This is a genomic window from Chryseobacterium sp. SN22, assembly GCF_008329705.1.
In the GTDB taxonomy this organism is placed as follows: Bacteria; Bacteroidota; Bacteroidia; order Flavobacteriales; family Weeksellaceae; genus Chryseobacterium.
The window spans coordinates 113,193-131,100 of record NZ_VTSX01000015.1; the positions used below are offsets into that span (position 1 = coordinate 113,193).

Here is a 17,908-nt window from a genome sequence, read left to right on the forward strand (position 1 = left end):
CAGCTATACAATACGAATAATAAAATGGTGAATAATTGAAAAACGGTCTTGCGCATTAAATAGGCTACATTCTTTTAAAGGTTTGGAATTATTTATTTTTTTATAAATTTTCCGTCACTATTCAAATAAAAGGTATTAATTAATTTTCTCTTATTATTAGTTTGTAAAAAATAGATATGTTATAGTTCTTGTTAATTTCAAATATCGATTCTGAGTCCTCATTTCCATTACTGTTTGAAATTTCAAGTCTATCCGTGAATTTTTGCTCTTTCATGGTAATTAGATAAAACAGGTCGCTATCTCCACTGACATTATTTACAAGATATAGATTATAATTCCCACTTGATGGTAACTCAGAAAAAGCATCTACATCCAGTTGATATTGTTGTTTAAAAATTTCCTTCAGATTATTATCAGCAAATGTATTCAAATTAATTTTTTCACTTATATTATTGTTATTAAGAGGAAATACATCTGAAATACTTTCGGATTCAGAATCTTTTTGTGCAGAACCGGTCTTTAAAATGTTTTCATTTTTCTGCAAAACACATTCATCAGGTACATAATATTCTCCGGAAGGTATTTTTAAAATTTTACATGTTAAGCTATTATCAGTTCGTTTTATACTGCAAATTCCTTTTCCGGAATTAAAAAAACTTTTAAAAGTTCTAACATACGTACCTTTTTTTTGATCGAAAGCCGCTTTTATATTAAAATTGTCTTCAAACTCACAATCCAGCTTTTCACCACTACCGTAAACTGCACAATATTGTGCAATTAGAGAATCATGAGTTAATTTTACGATCTTAATCATCAACTCACGACTTTTATCCTGGGATTTCCACCGCCAGGATTCCGGTAAAGAAACATTCTTTTCTTTATTTGCGGTTTTAGCCTCAACAAAATTTGTAGTATTTTCAGATCTTTTCTCACTTTTTGAATCATCCCCTTTACAGGAAATTATTGTACTTGATATATAAAGTAATATCAAAATTTATTTATCATATTTTAATTTCATCAATCTGCTTTTTATATTTTGTTAATTTCTTATTCTAGATTAGATAGTTGCCCGTTTGATATTTTTGATTGGCAAATTGCTTTTGTATCAAAGGCTAATCAATATATTTAACAACATAATAAAATAAACTTTCATATTTGATTTTTACTAAACTCAAATTTGTTAAGAAACGAATTTCCCATCTTTTGAAATAGTATAAACTTTTTTATTTATTACTTTGTCTCCAGATTCCTGGCTTATGGTTATTTTATAATCTTTAGATATCTTATAAGTAGTTGCTTTGGATGTACCGTTGTCAAGCTCTTCGCTTGTATACAATATAATATTGGAAACAGGTACATATTGATCATTTAGTGTAAATAAATACCACGTCGATTGTCCGGATTCGTTGTATGTAATTAAAATCACCGGTTTGATATTATCAATTGTCGGGAGTTTTGCCATTTTATAATTATCCTGATGTTCAACAGGAAAAATTTGATAGTATTTTTTATCCACAGGAAGAAAACCTTTTTCTTCAATTATAGCATCATAATCATAGCTGTTTGGCAGAGTAAGTTGTATACACCGATCATAAAATTCTTTTAAATTTTCAGAATTACTCTGTGTTATTTTATCAGGATTGCTCTTTTTGTTTTCAGATAAACAATTGTCAAAAAGATTTTGCCATTTTTTATTATATTTCAGCTCTACAGGACTCTCAAGTTCAGCAGAGGTATTGTATAATTTCCCATCTTTTTTATGATATTCTACCCAGCCTATAGTTCCGGTTCCTTTTGTATCAAAAACAAGTTTACTTGATATTATCTCATTATTTTCTTCATCAATAATCAGATTTACTTTTTCTTTGTTTATTTTCCATTCTGCAAAAGGGAAATTGCTGCTTCTTACCAATTCGGTAAGGTAATCGTAGCAATCAACCGGTTTTTCATTAACAGACGAAGCAATAGCCGCATTTTGATTGTTAGCAGAGATACTATCAGTTTTCTCCTTTTTCCCGGATTCTCCCTTACAAGAAAAAAGGAGTAAAATAGAGAATAGTCTTAGTAGTTTTATCATTTTAATTTATTTACTTTTTTCGAACTCGTTTACAAATCTTGCTCTTATACTTTGTATATGTTTTTTATATACTTCCTGAACTGATTTATCAGTAGAGTGCCACCTTGCCCAATTGCCATTATACTTATTTATATAAAATACTTTAAATTCCATTCCTGCCAGAACGGATGGAAAAACAACAAACTCTTTTTTTCTATCTGTTACTTGCTTATTACCGCCCTGTCCGCTCATACCTTTATTTTCAAAAGCACTCCAAATTCCTACAGGTTTAAATTCCGGGTTTGCTTCAAAAAAGTTTTTATCCCATCCGTAATAAGGAGCGGATCCAAAAGCTTCCATACCTCCTGTTCCACATGCTTTAAACTGTCCAGACTGGAAATGACGTGTTTCATCTCTATACATTTTCTCAATTATCACTGCCATGTCTTTCCCATGTCTATCATAAATAATCTTTAGAGCTTCCTTTGCATCATTCTCAGTGAAATTATTACCTTGGGCTTTTGGCACATTTGCAGGGGGATTTATCTGTTTTGTTGTTCCTCCGCCCATACAACTGCAAGTTTCTTTATTTGATTTCAATGCCAATTCAACAATACTTGTTCCATTGACAGCATTTATGTCTTTTACAAAAAATTCATCTTTTAAATACTTTAATTCAAATTGTCTTACATCGTAATGTATCCATGTACTGGCGATAAATTCCCCTTTATAAGCAGGAATTCCGGGTTCCAGTGAAAATTTGTTGCTATCTTTCCATCTAACCTGATTTCCAAGATGTTTTACAAATATTTTCTGCCGTACTTCTTCTATTTCTTTTGGAACCTGTGTCCTTTTTCCATTTTTATTAAAATGTATATCTAAAGCCTTACCCATATGATTTGTTGAAGTCCTTTTATGCTGTTTATTGTTTTCATGGCATCTATAACCTGAAAAAATACATTTTACACTGTACTTCATATCTTTTTCAATAACAGCAGTATAAAACATAGCAGCCCTTAATGCCCAGATAAGACTTCTGTGAATGCCTGGATACTCATATTTTCTGGAAAGCTCTGCAACCTTTGAATTTTGTTTCTGTTCCGGAAACTTACCATTGCCAAAACCTTTACATTTTCCACAAGGGCATTTAACATCATCAAAATTAACCATGTACTTGCTTTGAAACTCATCAATTGCCTTCAAAACATTTCCACAAACCTTTCCAGTCTCCGGAACTTTCATATAATCCCGTTGAAACTGCTTTACCATCTTTTCTGTCCTGTCCGTGAATTCGTCAGTAGGGACATTTCCTCCAAATCCGGCAAGTCTGATATTTATTTCGCGGATCAGTTCATTTTTATCACCTTTTTTAATACAGTATTTTTCACCACAATTGATGCTTTTAACTTCCTGACCATTCACTACACTCGTCGTTTTCCCCGCCGGCTTCGGTGGGGTCGCTTTTTTATCCGGTGTTACGGTGCCTTTGGATTCGGCCCAGTCCCAGAGTTCGTTCCAGGTATTTCTTACACTTTCGGTGATGGCATCGATGATGCCGCTCTCTTCTTTTTGGGAAGCGGGTTTGGAGGCAGCCGGTGAACCAGGCGCCTTGGTCGGGGCTTTCGGAGCCGGTGCCGGCGTGTTGCCTTTAGAAGATGCAGGCTGCTGTACCGGTGGTTTATAGTCCGGGTTTTTCAGGGCTTTATTATCCGAAGCATGTTTTTTATCTTTATAATATTCTACCGTGACGTAGAATTCCAGTTCTTTGGGATCCCTTTCGCCCTGTGCGGCTTTCTGCATCAAAGCTTTGGTGAGAATAAATTCAGCGGTTGCCGTTCCTGTTCTGCCGACGACTGCCTGCTTGCTGTCGACGAATTTGTTTTTGCTGTTATGACCTTCACCGGCAGCATCGTCTTCCCAAAGGGTAAAGAGCAATTTCTCGCCAGTGAGGTTTACACAATGGGCAAGGGCTACCATTTTTTCGGTGTAGCTGAAAACCGTTCCGGGGGAATCGTCCACATAGCGAAGCTCTACCTTGTTGATCTTCGGAATCCCTGCCGGCTGCGGCGTAATATCGATGGTGGTGGGGCCGCTCCCTTCCGGCTGATGCAGATAAGCTTCAAGACGGTAGGTATTTTTTGCAGCGACTTCCCCGAAAGTAAAGCTTCCGTCGCCCGGTTTTTTAATATTGGTGCTGGTAAAGCTTCCGTCGGGACGTTTTTTGAATAGTTCCCAGGTTACCGAAGCTGGATTTCTTTCACCGGCCGGCGTGGCAGCATACCAGCCGGTCACCATATAAGTCGTTTTCTCCCCTACTTTCGGAGCAGGGTTTCCCGAAATTTTTGAAACTCCTTTTTTAGACATGGAAGGTGTTTTTTTGATTGATTTAATACGCGTCAATTTCACTTTCCAAAACCGTTTCCTTATAATCCTGCATTTTTACCAGAGGATTAATATGCTGTACCGTTTTGTTATCTGCATTCTTCACATTCTTTTTGCTCATTTCGCCGCGTTGTCCGTGATCTTTGATGGTGATTTTCCCGCCAATGGTGCATTGCAGTTCAGAAAGTTCGGTAACGATCTTCTTCCCCATGATATTTACTTTATCGTAGGTTTTCTGCCATTTTCCGGCCGGTGCGTAGATACAGGGAAGATAGCCGCCGCCGCTGGGCTTCAGCTTACATCGGCCGAAACTCGGGCCCGGGGGATTGAACTGGAGGTCGTCTTCCGTAACGCCAAGGAAATCGGCATTGCCATCGGAATCATTCCAGAAATGTTTCTGATGGGAAGTTACTTTATATTGCGGGAACTGGTCACCCTGATTACACTGGGCTTTGCCTTTCTGTACGACAAAATATTTGCCGTCATGAGGTGATGATTGCTGTGACATATCGATGCGATTTGGGTAATATCAAAGATAAAAAATTTAGATTAAAAAAATAAAAAGCAGAAAATAAATTTCTGCTTTTTTGTATAATAAGTTATTAATGTCCTGTATATTCCGGTGCTTCTACCGGCATCATGGTCGGCATAAAATATTCATTCAGCCAATAAAAGGTCTGCCCGTTCTGCTGGATTTTTACCGCCGGATCATTCCGGTGGGAAAGCATACGGTCGGCCAGGTTTTTATAGTTGCGGAAATAATTCCTTACCGTCTCGTTGGTTACAATTTTGGATTTTTTCCATCCTTTCAGCATATATTTCGACATCAGCTCTTCTTCAGAATTGTCGAAACCCGTACTTACTCCAACTGCATAAGACATTGGCTGCTTATAGAGTTCGCCTTTATCCAGGAACTGAGATGAAGGGTTATATTTCTTAAGAAGCTTTATGTATTCTTTGATCGCTCTGGACTGTCTGAAATCCGCTCTTTCGGCACCGGTGTTCTGATAAACTTCGGTATAGAACTGCTTTAGGTTGTCAAATTCTTTTTCAGAAATCAGCACTCCTTTTTCAAGACCCGGTTTGAAGTCCTTCAGTTCTTTCGGAATATAGCCTTTTACAAGGAACGGGTTCCCGTAATTAATCAGCTGGGCAGCAATACCTGCCGGTACCGGATTGGTAAGGCCGGGATACAGATACTTGTATCGTACGTCAACATCCGTTCTTCCTGCTCCTACCGAAGAGTGGAAATAATCGTTCAGGGATTTATCAAGATTTGTATTGTCCAACGTAACCTGTGCAATCAGGCTGTCCACGGATTTTTTCAGATAACCCGGCGTGGCGATATCTCCTTTTTTAGGGAAGATCACAAAACCCTGAGCCATACTCTGCTTAGGATAATCCAGTGAGAAGAATCCTTCATCACTTTCCACCAGGCTGAAATTATTTTTGGTTAAAACATCATTCTGATTGATGATCTTCTGTTTCTTGAGCTCCGCAATATTTTTAGCCGTATTGGTCACCACATTTTCAGACATCAAAACAAAATCGTTATAGGTATCCGAAGACCTTGCGCTGGTCTGGAACATAATCAGCCTCGCCTGTGCCTGGGTAAGGGAATTGATCACCCCGTACATATTCCCGCTTTGGCTGGCGGAGGTTCCTACGGTAATGACCACATTGGTTTCGTCCGGGACACTGGACAGGAGGTTTCCGGCAGCCATCAGTCCTTCGCCTGCCGGCTGGTAACCGCTGTTGCCCGCACAGTTCATTTCATTGGTCTTCTGATCGATGAAGTTCGTAATCTTACTGTAATCGGTATTTAAGCCCGAAACCGCAACATTATCGCCGCAGGAATTGTTTTTATATAAAACCACCCCGTATTTTACCTGATTGAAATAAGAAGGCTTTTCGAACCTCAGCTGCAGATCCTGCAACAATGATTTCACAATCGGGGCATATGGTGCATTAGGGGCGCTGATGTCCAGGGCAAAGACAATATTGATTTTTTTATTTTTCTCCGTAATCTCCCGGTAACGGTCGAAATAAATCGGCTCTCCAAGGACATTGAATACGTAGTTTTTGCTGTAATCCAGGATATTTGTAAAATATTTGGTCTTCGAATCCTGTGTCGGCGGCTCATGCAGCGGTAAGGTTACGGGGAAAATATTTTCCAGCGGCGTCCTTCTGTTCACATCGGTAAGCAGGACGGCGGCTTTGTCTTCCCCTCCGTTTTTGCCGGGTGCCCCTTCATGAATTCCTAACGTTGTTTCGGTAATGCCGGTGGTATTTTTCATCTTTACGGCAGAACGTTCGCCCCAGGCAGAAATGACGTTGGAGCTTACCCAGCCGTACAAGCCGGTGCTGATGCTGTCCATATCTACGGAAGGCTTCTTCCCTACCAGGAATCTTTTATTGTTTTCCGCCTGCTTGTAGACGTATACGATCTGTCCGTTCGGGATCTTCACATCAGCCTGCTCGATCAGGCTTGGTGAATTAAATACCATGATCGAATCGTTTTTATAATATCTTTCCGAATTGCGGATCACTTCGCTGTTGCTCGGCACTACGGCAACCCTTACCGGAAAACCTGTCTTTTCGCTTTTCAGGGAGTTGCTCCACAGCAGAAGGTCGGATTCCGGGATCCAGCCATAGGTTTTAATCTGTTTGGAAGAGACCTTCTTCATCAGGGCATCCGGGATATATTCGGCCACCTTTACCATGCCGTCTCTGCTTTTAAGTACCATCAGCGGTTCCAGGAACTTGACTTCCTTGTAAGATTTTTCGTCGTTTTTATCCAAATAGGCCGTATTTCTGGAACGGTCTGAGATCGCAATCCAGGGAACCGATTTCTTAGGAAAGCCGTTAATCACCGGAGCATTGTCTACCTGACCGTAATGAGCCGGCTCCGGTGTTTTTTTGGATGGAAGCTTTACCTGGCAACTTACCAATAAAACCGAAACGCCGACATAATATGCTGCTAGAGGAAATTTATTTTTCATCTTGATTTATTTAAATGATGGGTGTGTCGCCCGAAAAGTTATGGGCAGAAATTATTTACTTTGGTTGATATCGACTTTCGTTACACAGTTCTGTGCGTCATCGAAGTTCACTTTTACAGTCTGGATCACCTTGTTTTTGTCAAACTGCAAGCCGGCACAATACATGTAGAAATTGTTGACTTTGCTGTCATTTACTTTCACCACCGTATTTTCATTGTTGCAGAGATAGGTTCTCAGCAGATAGTTATAGTGCATGTTGAAGCTGTTCCCGTTGGCAATCTGCTGAAGGTGGTATTTGAAATCGTTATCGATTTTCGCATAAGCATCTTCTACGCTGACCTCCTCCTGTAAAGCATCATAAGCCGGAAGGATTTTGATCTGGTGCAGGATAGGTTCGGCACTTTCGTCCGTGTAAAGCGTCACGACGTAATCTCCCGGTTTTTTATAGGAATAAATGGCCATTTTATCCTTGGAATCGATATTTCCGGTTTCTCCGAATTTCCACGTAAACTGTTTGGCATCCGAAATGGCCCGGAACTGCACGTTTTCAAATTGCATGGCCTGGGTCTGCGCATCGATTACCGTTCGTACTTTTGTGGAATCTACCGGCTTCGGGATGGTCCTTGCGGAAATCATCACGGGGAACGATTTGGAATATTTGTTATCGATAATTAAAGTAACCTGGTAATATCCCGGCTTATTGTAAAAGTGGATCCCGCTGCTTTTATCGGTAGACGTTCCGTCCCCGAAATTCCACCGCTTGGTTTTTGCAAACTGGGTTTTATCTTCGAATAAAAGCGTATCCCCTACTTTAAGCGTAGACGGATAAACAACCCCGACAATATCGTCGGCAGAATGTATCACTTTTTTCTGGAGCCACAATGCCACGAGGGCTGCGATGAGCAGCGTCGCAATAACACCGATGATAATGTTCTTCTTATTTTTCTGAAAATAATTCATAGTTCGTGATGGTATGATGTGTGTTTTATTTTTTGTGTGAAGTTTTCTCAGTATTGAGTTTAGGATTATTGAGACCTTGCCTTCAGCGCAGTTTCCCGCTGGAAAAGCTGGTTTTTCTTTTCCTTAAAGCCGATGGAGCATTCTTCAAACTGTTTTTCGAAACTTTTGATGTTTTCGGTTTTGCTGGAAATGACTTTTTTATCGTTGAAATACATTTTGTAGAATTTGGCAATCTGCGGATAAGCATCTTTTCTGATGTCTGAGATACTCTCTCCGGTCTGGAAATAGTTGGCCACATCATTGATTCCGTAGACTATATTGCTTTCCTCGAAAGGCTGCGGGGCTTCGTCCGTCAGACGGTTGATCATAGCAAATGTGCTGTCCATGGTTTTGTAAGAGAATTTCTGCCTCTGGTCAAACCTGGCTTTTTCCTCCAGATTCCTTACGGAAACGATGTCCTCGTCCGAAAAAGGTGACTCGAACCCTTTCAGGAATATGATCCCCAAAAATAGGATGGCTGCGAAAAGCATAAGAATTAAATATAAAAACTGATAATGTCTTTCTTTTTTCGATAGTGTGATCTGTCCCTGCATAATATTGGCTTTTTATCTTCTGCGTCTGCTTCCTGAAAATTTTCTGGTGGGGTCTACCCGGAGTTCATGGTTTACAATGCCTACCTTCCCTCTGCATTCACTAAGGTCCCGGAGGGCATTCTGCTCTTTGTAAGAGACGTTGACGATCTGGTTTTTAAGTGCAAGCATCGGGGCAATCTGCTTCATGAGAATGGAATAATGCCTGAAATTATCAGCGCTGTCTTTTCCCATGATGTTTTTGGCATCACGGACGTTGTCGATAATGTAATTTCTAAGGAAGATATCGTTATCCACTTTATTGATATCCAGCTGATCCATCCGGTACAGGATGCTGTCGACATGGATCCTGAGAAGATCGCTTCGGGTAAGGAGTTCGCGGTAATCATCCGCCTGTTTTTTTATTCCTTCCCGCTGGATGTCATAGCTTTTAAAAAAGAAAAATATACAGATGAAGGAAACACCTGACAGAATAATGAATGACAGGACAAACTTCCAAATGCCCATCCTGACGTCCGATTTATTTAATTTTTTCTCCCGATTCGAAGACATATGTTTTGTGATTTGTTTGGAATGTGAAATTATAAAAAAATAATGTATATACAAAATTAAGTATTTGTTTATATAGCCTGTTTTCGAATTAAATAATAAGGCGGGCGGATAAAGCCTTTTCAGGTAAACCATTACACCATCATCAAAGACTGGGAATTATAACCGCACAATTTATTTCAGCACCCGGATCCTTCGAGGTTCCAGGACTTATCTTAATAAAATTAATTTCCACTTTCGGCTTATTTTCCTAATTTAGTAATCTGAATTTTAATTATCATTCACCAAATCGATAGTAAAAGTGAGCAAAATATTGAGTAATACTGTGCGGTTTTCCATTGCCGACAGCGATTTTTATTTTAAAAAGATCCTGATCAAAACACTTACGGAAAATCCGTTTTACGTTCTGCTTAACGACTGCAACAACGGCCATGAGCTGATCAGCAGGAATTACAGAAGGCAGGAGGACGTATTTATCATCGAGCTTTTTATGCCGGTACTCAGCGGACTGGAAGCCATCAAATACATCCGTAAAAGCAACACCGAAACGCCGATCATCACCTACTCCGGGACCTATCAGGAAGATATGGCAGACTTCCTGTCCAAAATCCCGAACGTCTACTATTGCCAGAAAAAAAGCAACATCATTAAAGACATCATCAAAGGAAAAATCGCTTCAGACAGCTTTGATTATACCGCTTATACCCGATCCTGGGAGCAGCAGCCCCTGGCCGTAATGGAATATATGGACCGCCAGAAAAAGAGCCAGGAAGAGCTTTCGCCAACCGAGATCCAGCTTATGAAATTCTGCTATGAAGGCTTCAGCAATAAGGAGATCGGCGAAAAACTGAAACTCAGCACCAGGACCATCGATACGTATATCAACCGCCTTACGGAAAAGCTCGGGCTGAAGACAAAACTCCACCTCATCCGCTTCTGTGTGGAGAACGGATACTACAATTCCAGCATGTAAAGGAGAATTAATCTTATTTTAACACCGAGTAAATATTAAGTTTTCAACCTCTTAAAGAAAAATATTTTGCCACTAATTTGTTAATATTCAATTTTTTTAACTAAATTTGCACACCTAAAATTTAAAATTAAAATAAGGAAATGACAAAGGCAGAATTGGTAAACACCATCTCAAATAAGTTGGGCACCGAAAAGAATGAAACACAGAAAGTTGTAGAGGCTTTTATGCAGGAAATCAGGACTTCTATGTATAATGGAGATAATGTTTATCTAAGAGGTTTTGGATCTTTTATCATTAAAACTAGGGCAGCAAAAACGGGAAGAAACATTTCCAAGAACACTGCTATCGAAATCCCTGCTCATAACATTCCTGCTTTCAAACCATCAAAATCGTTTGTGGAGAAAGTAAAAACGAAAGTTACCGTAAAATAGAACATTAACTGAATATTAACTAGTTACTAAAAAATTATAATTATGCCAAGCGGAAAGAAAAGAAAAAGACACAAGGTTGCAACCCACAAGAGAAAGAAAAGAAGAAGAGCGAACAGACACAAGAAGAAATAATCTCTTTTTCTCGAGATCTATGATATAAAAATATAGTTGGTGATTTTAAATTTTAAAGCCTCACCGACTATATTTTGTTTTGCAACGATAAGATGATACGGAAAAGATGTTTTTATGGTTTATCAGAAAAATTATATTCAATCAATGGTAATGCTTACCTTAAGCGTAAAATTTATATGATGAGAAAAACAGCCTTTTCCTGCCGTCTTAACAATTTTTATCTTACATTAAAATGAAGAAAGAACTAATAGTTTCGCATGAGGATGATCTTACGAAGATTGCCCTGCTGGAAGACGGAAGACTATGTGAACTTCATGAGCAAGAGGACAAAAGCGATTTTATAGTTGGAGATGTGTTTATCGGGAAAGTAAAGAAGCTGGCCCCCAACCTGAATGCCGCATTCGTGAACATCGGATACGAAAAGGATGCCTTCCTGCATTATCAGGATCTGGGACCGCAATACCTTACTTACAAAAAATTCGTAAAGGATACGATTTCCAGAAAACAGAACACATCAAGCTTAAAGAATTTCGAGATACAGCCCGAAATAGATAAAAACGGAACCGTAGACAAAGTCATCGCCAAAGATGATATTGTTCTGCTTCAGATCACCAAAGAACCCATTTCCACCAAAGGACCGAGAATTTCCACTCAGGTATCCTTAACTGGGCGTTTTTTGGTCCTGATCCCTTTCGACAACAAAGTTTCCATTTCTAAAAAAGTGAGAAGCAATGAGGAGAAAGAAAGGCTCAGAACACTGATCGAGAGTATAAAACCTGAAGGTTTCGGTGTTATCATCCGCACCGTCGCCGAAGGAAAGAAAGTGGCCGACCTGCACAACGACATGAATCAGCTGATTCAGAAGTGGGAGACAACTTTTAAGAATATACAGAAAAACAAAGTTCCGTCCAGGGTTTTAAGCGAAGATGATAAAGCTTCAGCTATTTTAAGGGATAACTTCAACCAGGATTTCGTAAGCATCACCTGCGACGACGAGCAGATGGTTGAGGAAATGAAAAATTACGTGGAAGTAATTGCCCCGGAAAGAAAAAACATTGTCCATTTTCACAATTCCCATATTCCGCTCCTGGAATATTACAATGTTGAAAAACAGCTCAAACAAAGCTTCGGGAAACACGTCAACATCCCAAGCTCAAAAGGCGCTTACCTGGTGATCGAACACACGGAAGCCCTGCACGTAGTCGACGTAAACTCCGGTAACAATATCACTACCGGCGCTGCCGTAAACAAAGAACATGCCCTCAGGGTAAACAAAATGGCAGCTACTGAGATCGCACGACAGCTGCGTCTCCGTGATATGGGCGGGATCATCGTAATCGATTTCATCGACATGACGAACCCCGAACACCGAAGAGATCTGTTTGAACATCTGAAGGAAGAAATGAAGCGCGATAAAGCCCGCCATAAAATTCTTCCGCCGAGTAAATTCGGACTGATTCAGATTACCAGACAAAGAAACCGTCCGGAAAAACAGATCGAAACCAAAGAAGAAAACCCGAATAAAGACGGAGAAATCGTAGCTCCGATCGTTATCGTGGAAAGAATGGGCGAAGCCCTGAGAACGATTATGCAGAAGGAAAAAGGAAAACTGTACCTCCATGTCCACCCGTTTGTGGAAGCCTACCTCACCAAAGGATTCAACAGCATCCAGACGAGATGGTTCATCAAATACAAAAAGTGGGTAACGGTAATCCCAAGAGATTCCTTCAAATATTTGGAATACCGGATCTACAATTCAAAGAAAGAAGAATTGACAGGATATTCCAATTAACAGAAAATTTAAAAATCTCCGCTTCAGTCGGAGATTTTGTTTTTAGATGGTGCTTTAGATACTTACTATTCATTTATAATTGGTATTGTATGAGTTAAAATCATCTGGACTTGGACTTACAGATTATAATAAATAAATTCATCAAGAAAATGATACTCTACATCTACAAAATAGCTGTAATAGCCCATCAGTCTTTCATCTAAATACATTCATGACAGATGCTGATATGCGGCAGTTCAATGGCTATTCTTTCAAGCAGTTCCTCTTCTTTTCTCTCTGGTAAATTAAAGCTTACCGGGATTCTTTTGAGAAGTAAATTCCCACTCGATTGTTTATGCCATCCGTGGCAAAAAGTATTTTCGGATGTTTCAAAAAACATTTCAAGTGTCAGTCATATGTTATAAAATCAAGAGACCGTATAATGGATTTTTAAAGAAAAATTACACGCATAAAATTGTGATTAGGCTTACTCAAAATTCTTGTCAAATCACTTTCTTCTGTTATAATCCACCCATAATCACAATTTTTTAATCCTTTTTATCGCTATATATTACGATCCCACTTATAAAATATTTTTTTCAATTCTTACAATAATAATTTCATTCTTGACAATAATAGCCACATCAAATCCCGTATATCTAAATTAACTTATTTATTCTCCCAATTAATGATTCAAAGCAGCATAGCACATTGATAATGTTCAAATTAAATACATTTAATAAATCCAACTCTATTAAGATAAAACCTGAATTAGCTTATGCCAATCCTGCTATTTTTCATATATTTTACCATTAATTAACTTCCTCACACTTCCTTTCTTCAAAAGAAATCATTAAATTTGAGAATGAGTTTTGGAAAAGATTTATTACGGAAAATAAAGACGGCGGCATTGCCGGGGATTCATGCCCACGGTGTTTTTTCTCCTCCCTCACGGCCTGTTTTTACGTATGAGGAAATTTTGGAGCGGAATCCCAAATTTGCTGCCGTGAACATTGTTTTGTACCTGAAAAATGATGAATGGCACTTTCCTTTGATTCAGCGAACGATTAACGAGCATGACCGCCACAGCGGACAGATCTCCCTGCCCGGCGGAAAACGGGAAGAGATGGACTGCGATTTTGCAGAAACAGCCGTGCGGGAAACCTCGGAAGAGATCGGTATTGAGAAGCATTATGTAAGGATGATCCGCGAGATGTCCCCGATCTATATTCCGCCCAGCAATTTTTATGTATACCCCTATATTTCCTATACCAAAAAGAACCCTGAATTCATCCTGCAGCAATCCGAAGCGGTAGAAGTGATCGAATTTCCGGTAACCAGCTTCCTGAGCCTTCCTGATAATCCTGAAATTATGGCCCTGCCTGGCGCAGGCGGGAATGAAGTGCCGGTGATCAACTTCAACGGATACATCATCTGGGGCGCTACGGCCATGATCCTGAGCGAATTCAGCCAGTTGCTGAAAAAAATGTAACTTTGCACCACCCTGTTAATTGAGAGATGGCGAAAAAAAATATTTTTACCGACGCGTTCGGAACTCCTTATTTTTTAAAGAGGATTATCATTTTTATTTTAGGAATGGTATCCTACAGAAGGTTCAACGGCTTTAATAAACTGAAAATCACGGGAACCGAACATCTGGTGGATCTTCCCGATTCCAATGTCCTGTTCGTTTCCAACCATCAGACGTATTTTGCGGATGTGGCCGCCATGTACCATGCGTTCTGCTCGGTAAACAACGGGTATCTGAATACCATCAAAAACCCGATTTACCTGCTGAACCCGAAGATCGATTTTTATTATGTAGCTGCTGAAGAAACCATGAATAAAGGGATCCTCCCGAAGATTTTCAAGATCGCCGGTGCCGTAACGGTAAAGCGGACCTGGAGGGCTGAGGGTAAAAACGTAAACCGCATCGTGGACATGAGCGAGGTAGACAATATTATGAAAGCCCTGGATAACGGATGGGTAGCCACTTTCCCGCAGGGGACAACCTCAGCATTTGCCCAGGGAAGACGGGGTACGGCCAAGCTGGTGAAAAACCAACGTCCCATTGTGATTCCCATCAAGATCAACGGGTTCAGAAGGGCATTCGATAAGAAGGGTCTCCGGGTAAAAGTTACCGGCGTGAAACCGACCATGGAATTCAAGCCGCCTTTGGACATCGATTACGACCAAGAAAATGCCCAGCAGATTTTATTGAAGATTATGACGGCCATTGAGCAGACCGAGGATTTCAATCTTCTGCATCAGTACGATGAAGAGCTGAAAGCCAAAAAGTTAGAACAAAAGAAATCAGATAATTAAAAGCAGGAAATTATGAAAAGGATATTAGGAATCTTATTTACACTCATGCTGTTGGTATCATGCAACAGCCAGAAAGTATATTCGGATTTCGACATCAGCTATTCCAAAAGCGGAGGATTTGCACCCATCTATGAAAATCTTCTGATCAAAGGAAATACGGCACATTATTCTTTTGAAGGACAGGGCAGGAAATACAAGCAGGATTTCAGCGTTTCCGAGCAGGAAATGAAGAGCCTCCAGACAACCCTTTCCCGGAACAATTTCAAAAGGATACAGGAAGACCACAAAAAGATCTATGATCATATAAGTACCTCCATCAATGTAAAGAAAGGGCCGAACGAAGGCAGTAAGACGGATGCGAGCGATGTGATGTCCAACTACAGGACAAACTGGGCCAACATCACCAATGCTTTTCAGGAGATCATCAATACCCACGTAAAAAAACCGTAACAGATTGAAAACCCATTTCATTGCCATCGGCGGAAGTGCCATGCACAATCTAGCCATTGCATTAAAAGATAAAGGATACCAGGTAACCGGTTCCGACGATGCCATTTTCGAACCGTCCAGGACCCGGCTGGAAAACAAAGGAATTCTACCCGCGGAAACCGGTTGGTTCCCGGAAAAGATCACTTCCGATATAGATGCGGTCATCGTAGGCATGCATGCTCATCAGGACAACCCGGAACTGGCCAGGGCTAAGGATCTGGGGCTGAAGATCTATTCCTATCCCGAATTCCTGTACGAGCAGTCGAAAGACAAAACCAGAGTCGTGATCGCAGGCTCCCACGGAAAAACCACCATTACCTCGATGATCCTTCATGTACTGAACTTTCATCAGAAAGACGTGGATTTTATGGTGGGTGCCCAGCTGGAAGGCTTCGACTGTATGGTAAAACTGACCACGGATAACGATTTCATGGTATTGGAAGGAGATGAATACCTCTCCTCTCCCATCGACCTGCGCTCCAAATTTTTACTCTATCAGCCGAATATCGCTTTACTGAGCGGAATTGCCTGGGACCACATCAATGTATTTAAAACGTTCGACGATTATACCGAACAGTTCAGGAAATTTGTGGCGAGCATCACTGCCGGCGGTGTCCTGGTTTATAATGAAGAAGACGCCGAAGTGGTGAAAGTCGTGGAGGAAGCAGAAAACTATTTTAGAAAAATCCCATACAGAACTCCGGAATACGAAATCGTTAACGGAAAAGTTCATCTGAAGACGGAAATGGGCGATGTCCCGTTATCGGTATTCGGAGCTCACAACCTGCTGAATATGGAAGGGGCAAGGTATATCTGTCATACCCTGGGGATCATGGACGAAGATTTCTACGAAGCCATCATGAGTTTTACGGGAGCCTCCAAACGCCTTGAGAAAGTAAGCCGGGAAGATCAGGGAATCCTTTACAAAGATTTTGCCCATGCACCGAGCAAAGTAAAGGCCACGGTAAAAGCTTTCGGCGAACAGTTTAAAAAAGATAAAAAATACGGCTTCCTGGAACTCCATACGTATTCAAGCCTGAACCCGGTTTTCCTGGAGCAGTACGGTCACGCAATGGACGGTCTTGATGAAGCGGTTGTTTTCTATTCGGAAGATGCCCTGAAGATCAAAAGAATGGAACCGATTTCCCCGGAGCTGATCCGTGAGAAATTTAAAAATGTGAGTCTGAAAGTCTTTACCAATGCAGAAGACCTTCACGCCTACTGGAACACCCTGGATAAAACGCAGGGTACCTATCTGATGATGAGTTCCGGAAATTTCGGCGGACTGGATTTAACGAAATAATTTTATTTTCATATCACCGAAAACTCCTTTCTGCCGAAAGGAGTTTTTATTTTAATTGATTCTTTTATAAAAACGTCTGAGTATATCTTTAGTGCCGTCACCGTCAAAATCCTGTGTCCGGTCTTCAATCACCATATCGGTCTGGCTCAGCTGGGTAATGAAATAAGGATCATTTTCCTCACCTTCAAACCAGAATTTCCCGTTTCCTTTATCAAAAGAATACTTTCTTGTGAAAGCATCTGTCTTTTCACAGGTATTATTTATTTCTGCAAATGAAATAGAAATAAGATGAGTAGAAGTAAATTCATGAGTGCTCATTTTCTGGCAGTCCGTTGAATAAGAGGTCTGGATCTGCTGGTTTAAAGACCGGTAGATCTCCGCTTTTTCAACAAACCATTTTCCGATGATGGATGCTTTATTGCTGCTATTCTGATCTTCATCAGTGCGGCTGCAGGAAATAACAGAAAACAGGATTAGTCCTAAAATAAGTTTCTTCATGATTATAATAATACTTTTAAGTCAGCAAAAATACTATTAATTCAACTATATGAGGTTAATCCGAATTAAGTTTTTCCTACTGTTACCTTTTATTGATGTCTTTAAGTATTTCTGAACAATCAGACGTCACCCTTTAAAATGTGGGCAACAGCCAACACCGTCAGTACCAGTATCCGAACTGTAGATTTGCATGATTCCCTGCGTTGCAGCGGCCTGCCCCAAAATATTCTGCTGGTTTTGCGCGTTAACAGCACTCTGATATAATACAGCCGTAGAGTGCACCATTAGCTGAGAAATAGTTCCCATTGCAAATGCCGGAGCTCCCGGATGGGGGAAAAAGGAGAGGACCTGGGAAGGTATCTGGTTACGAAAAGTCCGGAAGATGCAGGGAGATTCAGGGTGCCCGGCCTGCGTGAAGTATCCCGGACAGGACCGTGGTTCCATAAT

17 protein-coding genes are annotated in these 17,908 nt (G+C 40.3%); 7 read left to right on the plus strand and 10 right to left on the minus strand.

Going from position 1 to position 17,908, the window contains the following annotated elements:
- Window positions 1–139 precede the first annotated feature (139 nt).
- From FY557_RS11795 to tssO, 8 genes are all read right to left on the minus strand, one after another.
- Window positions 140–991, minus strand: coding sequence for a hypothetical protein (locus FY557_RS11795; protein ID WP_149247446.1), 852 nt, complete (start codon window positions 989–991; stop codon window positions 140–142).
- Between the two features lie 189 nt (window positions 992–1,180).
- Window positions 1,181–2,077, minus strand: coding sequence for a hypothetical protein (locus tag FY557_RS11800; protein WP_149247447.1), 897 nt, complete (start codon window positions 2,075–2,077; stop codon window positions 1,181–1,183).
- Between the two features lie 6 nt (window positions 2,078–2,083).
- A complete protein-coding gene (locus tag FY557_RS11805; RefSeq protein ID WP_149247448.1) occupies window positions 2,084–4,420 on the minus strand; it encodes a peptidoglycan-binding domain-containing protein in 2,337 nt (778 codons plus the stop codon).
- Between the two features lie 22 nt (window positions 4,421–4,442).
- Window positions 4,443–4,946, minus strand: coding sequence for a DUF4280 domain-containing protein (locus FY557_RS11810; RefSeq protein WP_149247449.1), 504 nt, complete (start codon window positions 4,944–4,946; stop codon window positions 4,443–4,445).
- A 94-nt stretch (window positions 4,947–5,040) separates the two neighbouring features.
- Window positions 5,041–7,440 (minus strand): type VI secretion system protein TssR domain-containing protein, encoded by a 2,400-nt coding sequence (gene tssR, locus FY557_RS11815; protein WP_149247450.1) that lies wholly within the window; start codon window positions 7,438–7,440, stop codon window positions 5,041–5,043.
- Between the two features lie 51 nt (window positions 7,441–7,491).
- Window positions 7,492–8,400, minus strand: coding sequence for a PKD domain-containing protein (locus FY557_RS11820; protein WP_149247451.1), 909 nt, complete (start codon window positions 8,398–8,400; stop codon window positions 7,492–7,494).
- A 65-nt stretch (window positions 8,401–8,465) separates the two neighbouring features.
- Window positions 8,466–8,993 (minus strand): type VI secretion system transmembrane protein TssO, encoded by a 528-nt coding sequence (locus tag FY557_RS11825; RefSeq protein WP_149247452.1) that lies wholly within the window; start codon window positions 8,991–8,993, stop codon window positions 8,466–8,468.
- A 12-nt stretch (window positions 8,994–9,005) separates the two neighbouring features.
- On the minus strand, window positions 9,006–9,542 hold the full coding sequence (tssO, locus tag FY557_RS11830; RefSeq protein ID WP_149247453.1) for a type VI secretion system TssO: 537 nt from the start codon (window positions 9,540–9,542) through the stop codon (window positions 9,006–9,008).
- A 310-nt stretch (window positions 9,543–9,852) separates the two neighbouring features.
- Here tssO and FY557_RS11835 point away from each other — a divergent pair, with 310 nt between their 5' ends.
- From FY557_RS11835 to FY557_RS11865, 7 genes are all read left to right on the plus strand, one after another.
- Entirely contained in the window at window positions 9,853–10,512 is a 660-nt protein-coding gene (locus tag FY557_RS11835; protein WP_228451779.1) for a LuxR C-terminal-related transcriptional regulator, read from the plus strand.
- Window positions 10,513–10,652: 140 nt separating this feature from the next.
- On the plus strand, window positions 10,653–10,943 hold the full coding sequence (locus FY557_RS11840) for an HU family DNA-binding protein (RefSeq protein WP_027388329.1): 291 nt from the start codon (window positions 10,653–10,655) through the stop codon (window positions 10,941–10,943).
- 364 nt (window positions 10,944–11,307) lie between these two features.
- The gene (locus FY557_RS11845) at window positions 11,308–12,867 is read left to right on the plus strand and encodes a ribonuclease E/G (RefSeq protein ID WP_149247455.1); all 1,560 of its coding nucleotides are present in this window, start codon (window positions 11,308–11,310) and stop codon (window positions 12,865–12,867) included.
- 844 nt (window positions 12,868–13,711) lie between these two features.
- Window positions 13,712–14,338 (plus strand): NUDIX hydrolase, encoded by a 627-nt coding sequence (locus FY557_RS11850; protein WP_149247456.1) that lies wholly within the window; start codon window positions 13,712–13,714, stop codon window positions 14,336–14,338.
- A gap of 26 nt (window positions 14,339–14,364) precedes the next feature.
- The gene (locus FY557_RS11855; protein WP_149247457.1) at window positions 14,365–15,171 is read left to right on the plus strand and encodes a lysophospholipid acyltransferase family protein; all 807 of its coding nucleotides are present in this window, start codon (window positions 14,365–14,367) and stop codon (window positions 15,169–15,171) included.
- Window positions 15,172–15,183: 12 nt separating this feature from the next.
- Window positions 15,184–15,621, plus strand: a complete 438-nt coding sequence (locus FY557_RS11860) for a hypothetical protein (RefSeq protein WP_149247458.1) — start codon at window positions 15,184–15,186, stop codon at window positions 15,619–15,621.
- Window positions 15,622–15,625: 4 nt separating this feature from the next.
- Entirely contained in the window at window positions 15,626–16,963 is a 1,338-nt protein-coding gene (locus FY557_RS11865) for a UDP-N-acetylmuramate--L-alanine ligase (protein WP_149247459.1), read from the plus strand.
- Between the two features lie 51 nt (window positions 16,964–17,014).
- On the opposite strand, the gene FY557_RS11870 is transcribed toward FY557_RS11865, so the two are convergent.
- Window positions 17,015–17,461 (minus strand): lipocalin family protein, encoded by a 447-nt coding sequence (locus tag FY557_RS11870; protein WP_149247460.1) that lies wholly within the window; start codon window positions 17,459–17,461, stop codon window positions 17,015–17,017.
- A gap of 126 nt (window positions 17,462–17,587) precedes the next feature.
- The gene (locus FY557_RS20545; RefSeq protein ID WP_149247467.1) at window positions 17,588–17,905 is read right to left on the minus strand and encodes a RebB family R body protein; all 318 of its coding nucleotides are present in this window, start codon (window positions 17,903–17,905) and stop codon (window positions 17,588–17,590) included.
- Window positions 17,906–17,908: the final 3 nt, after the last annotated feature.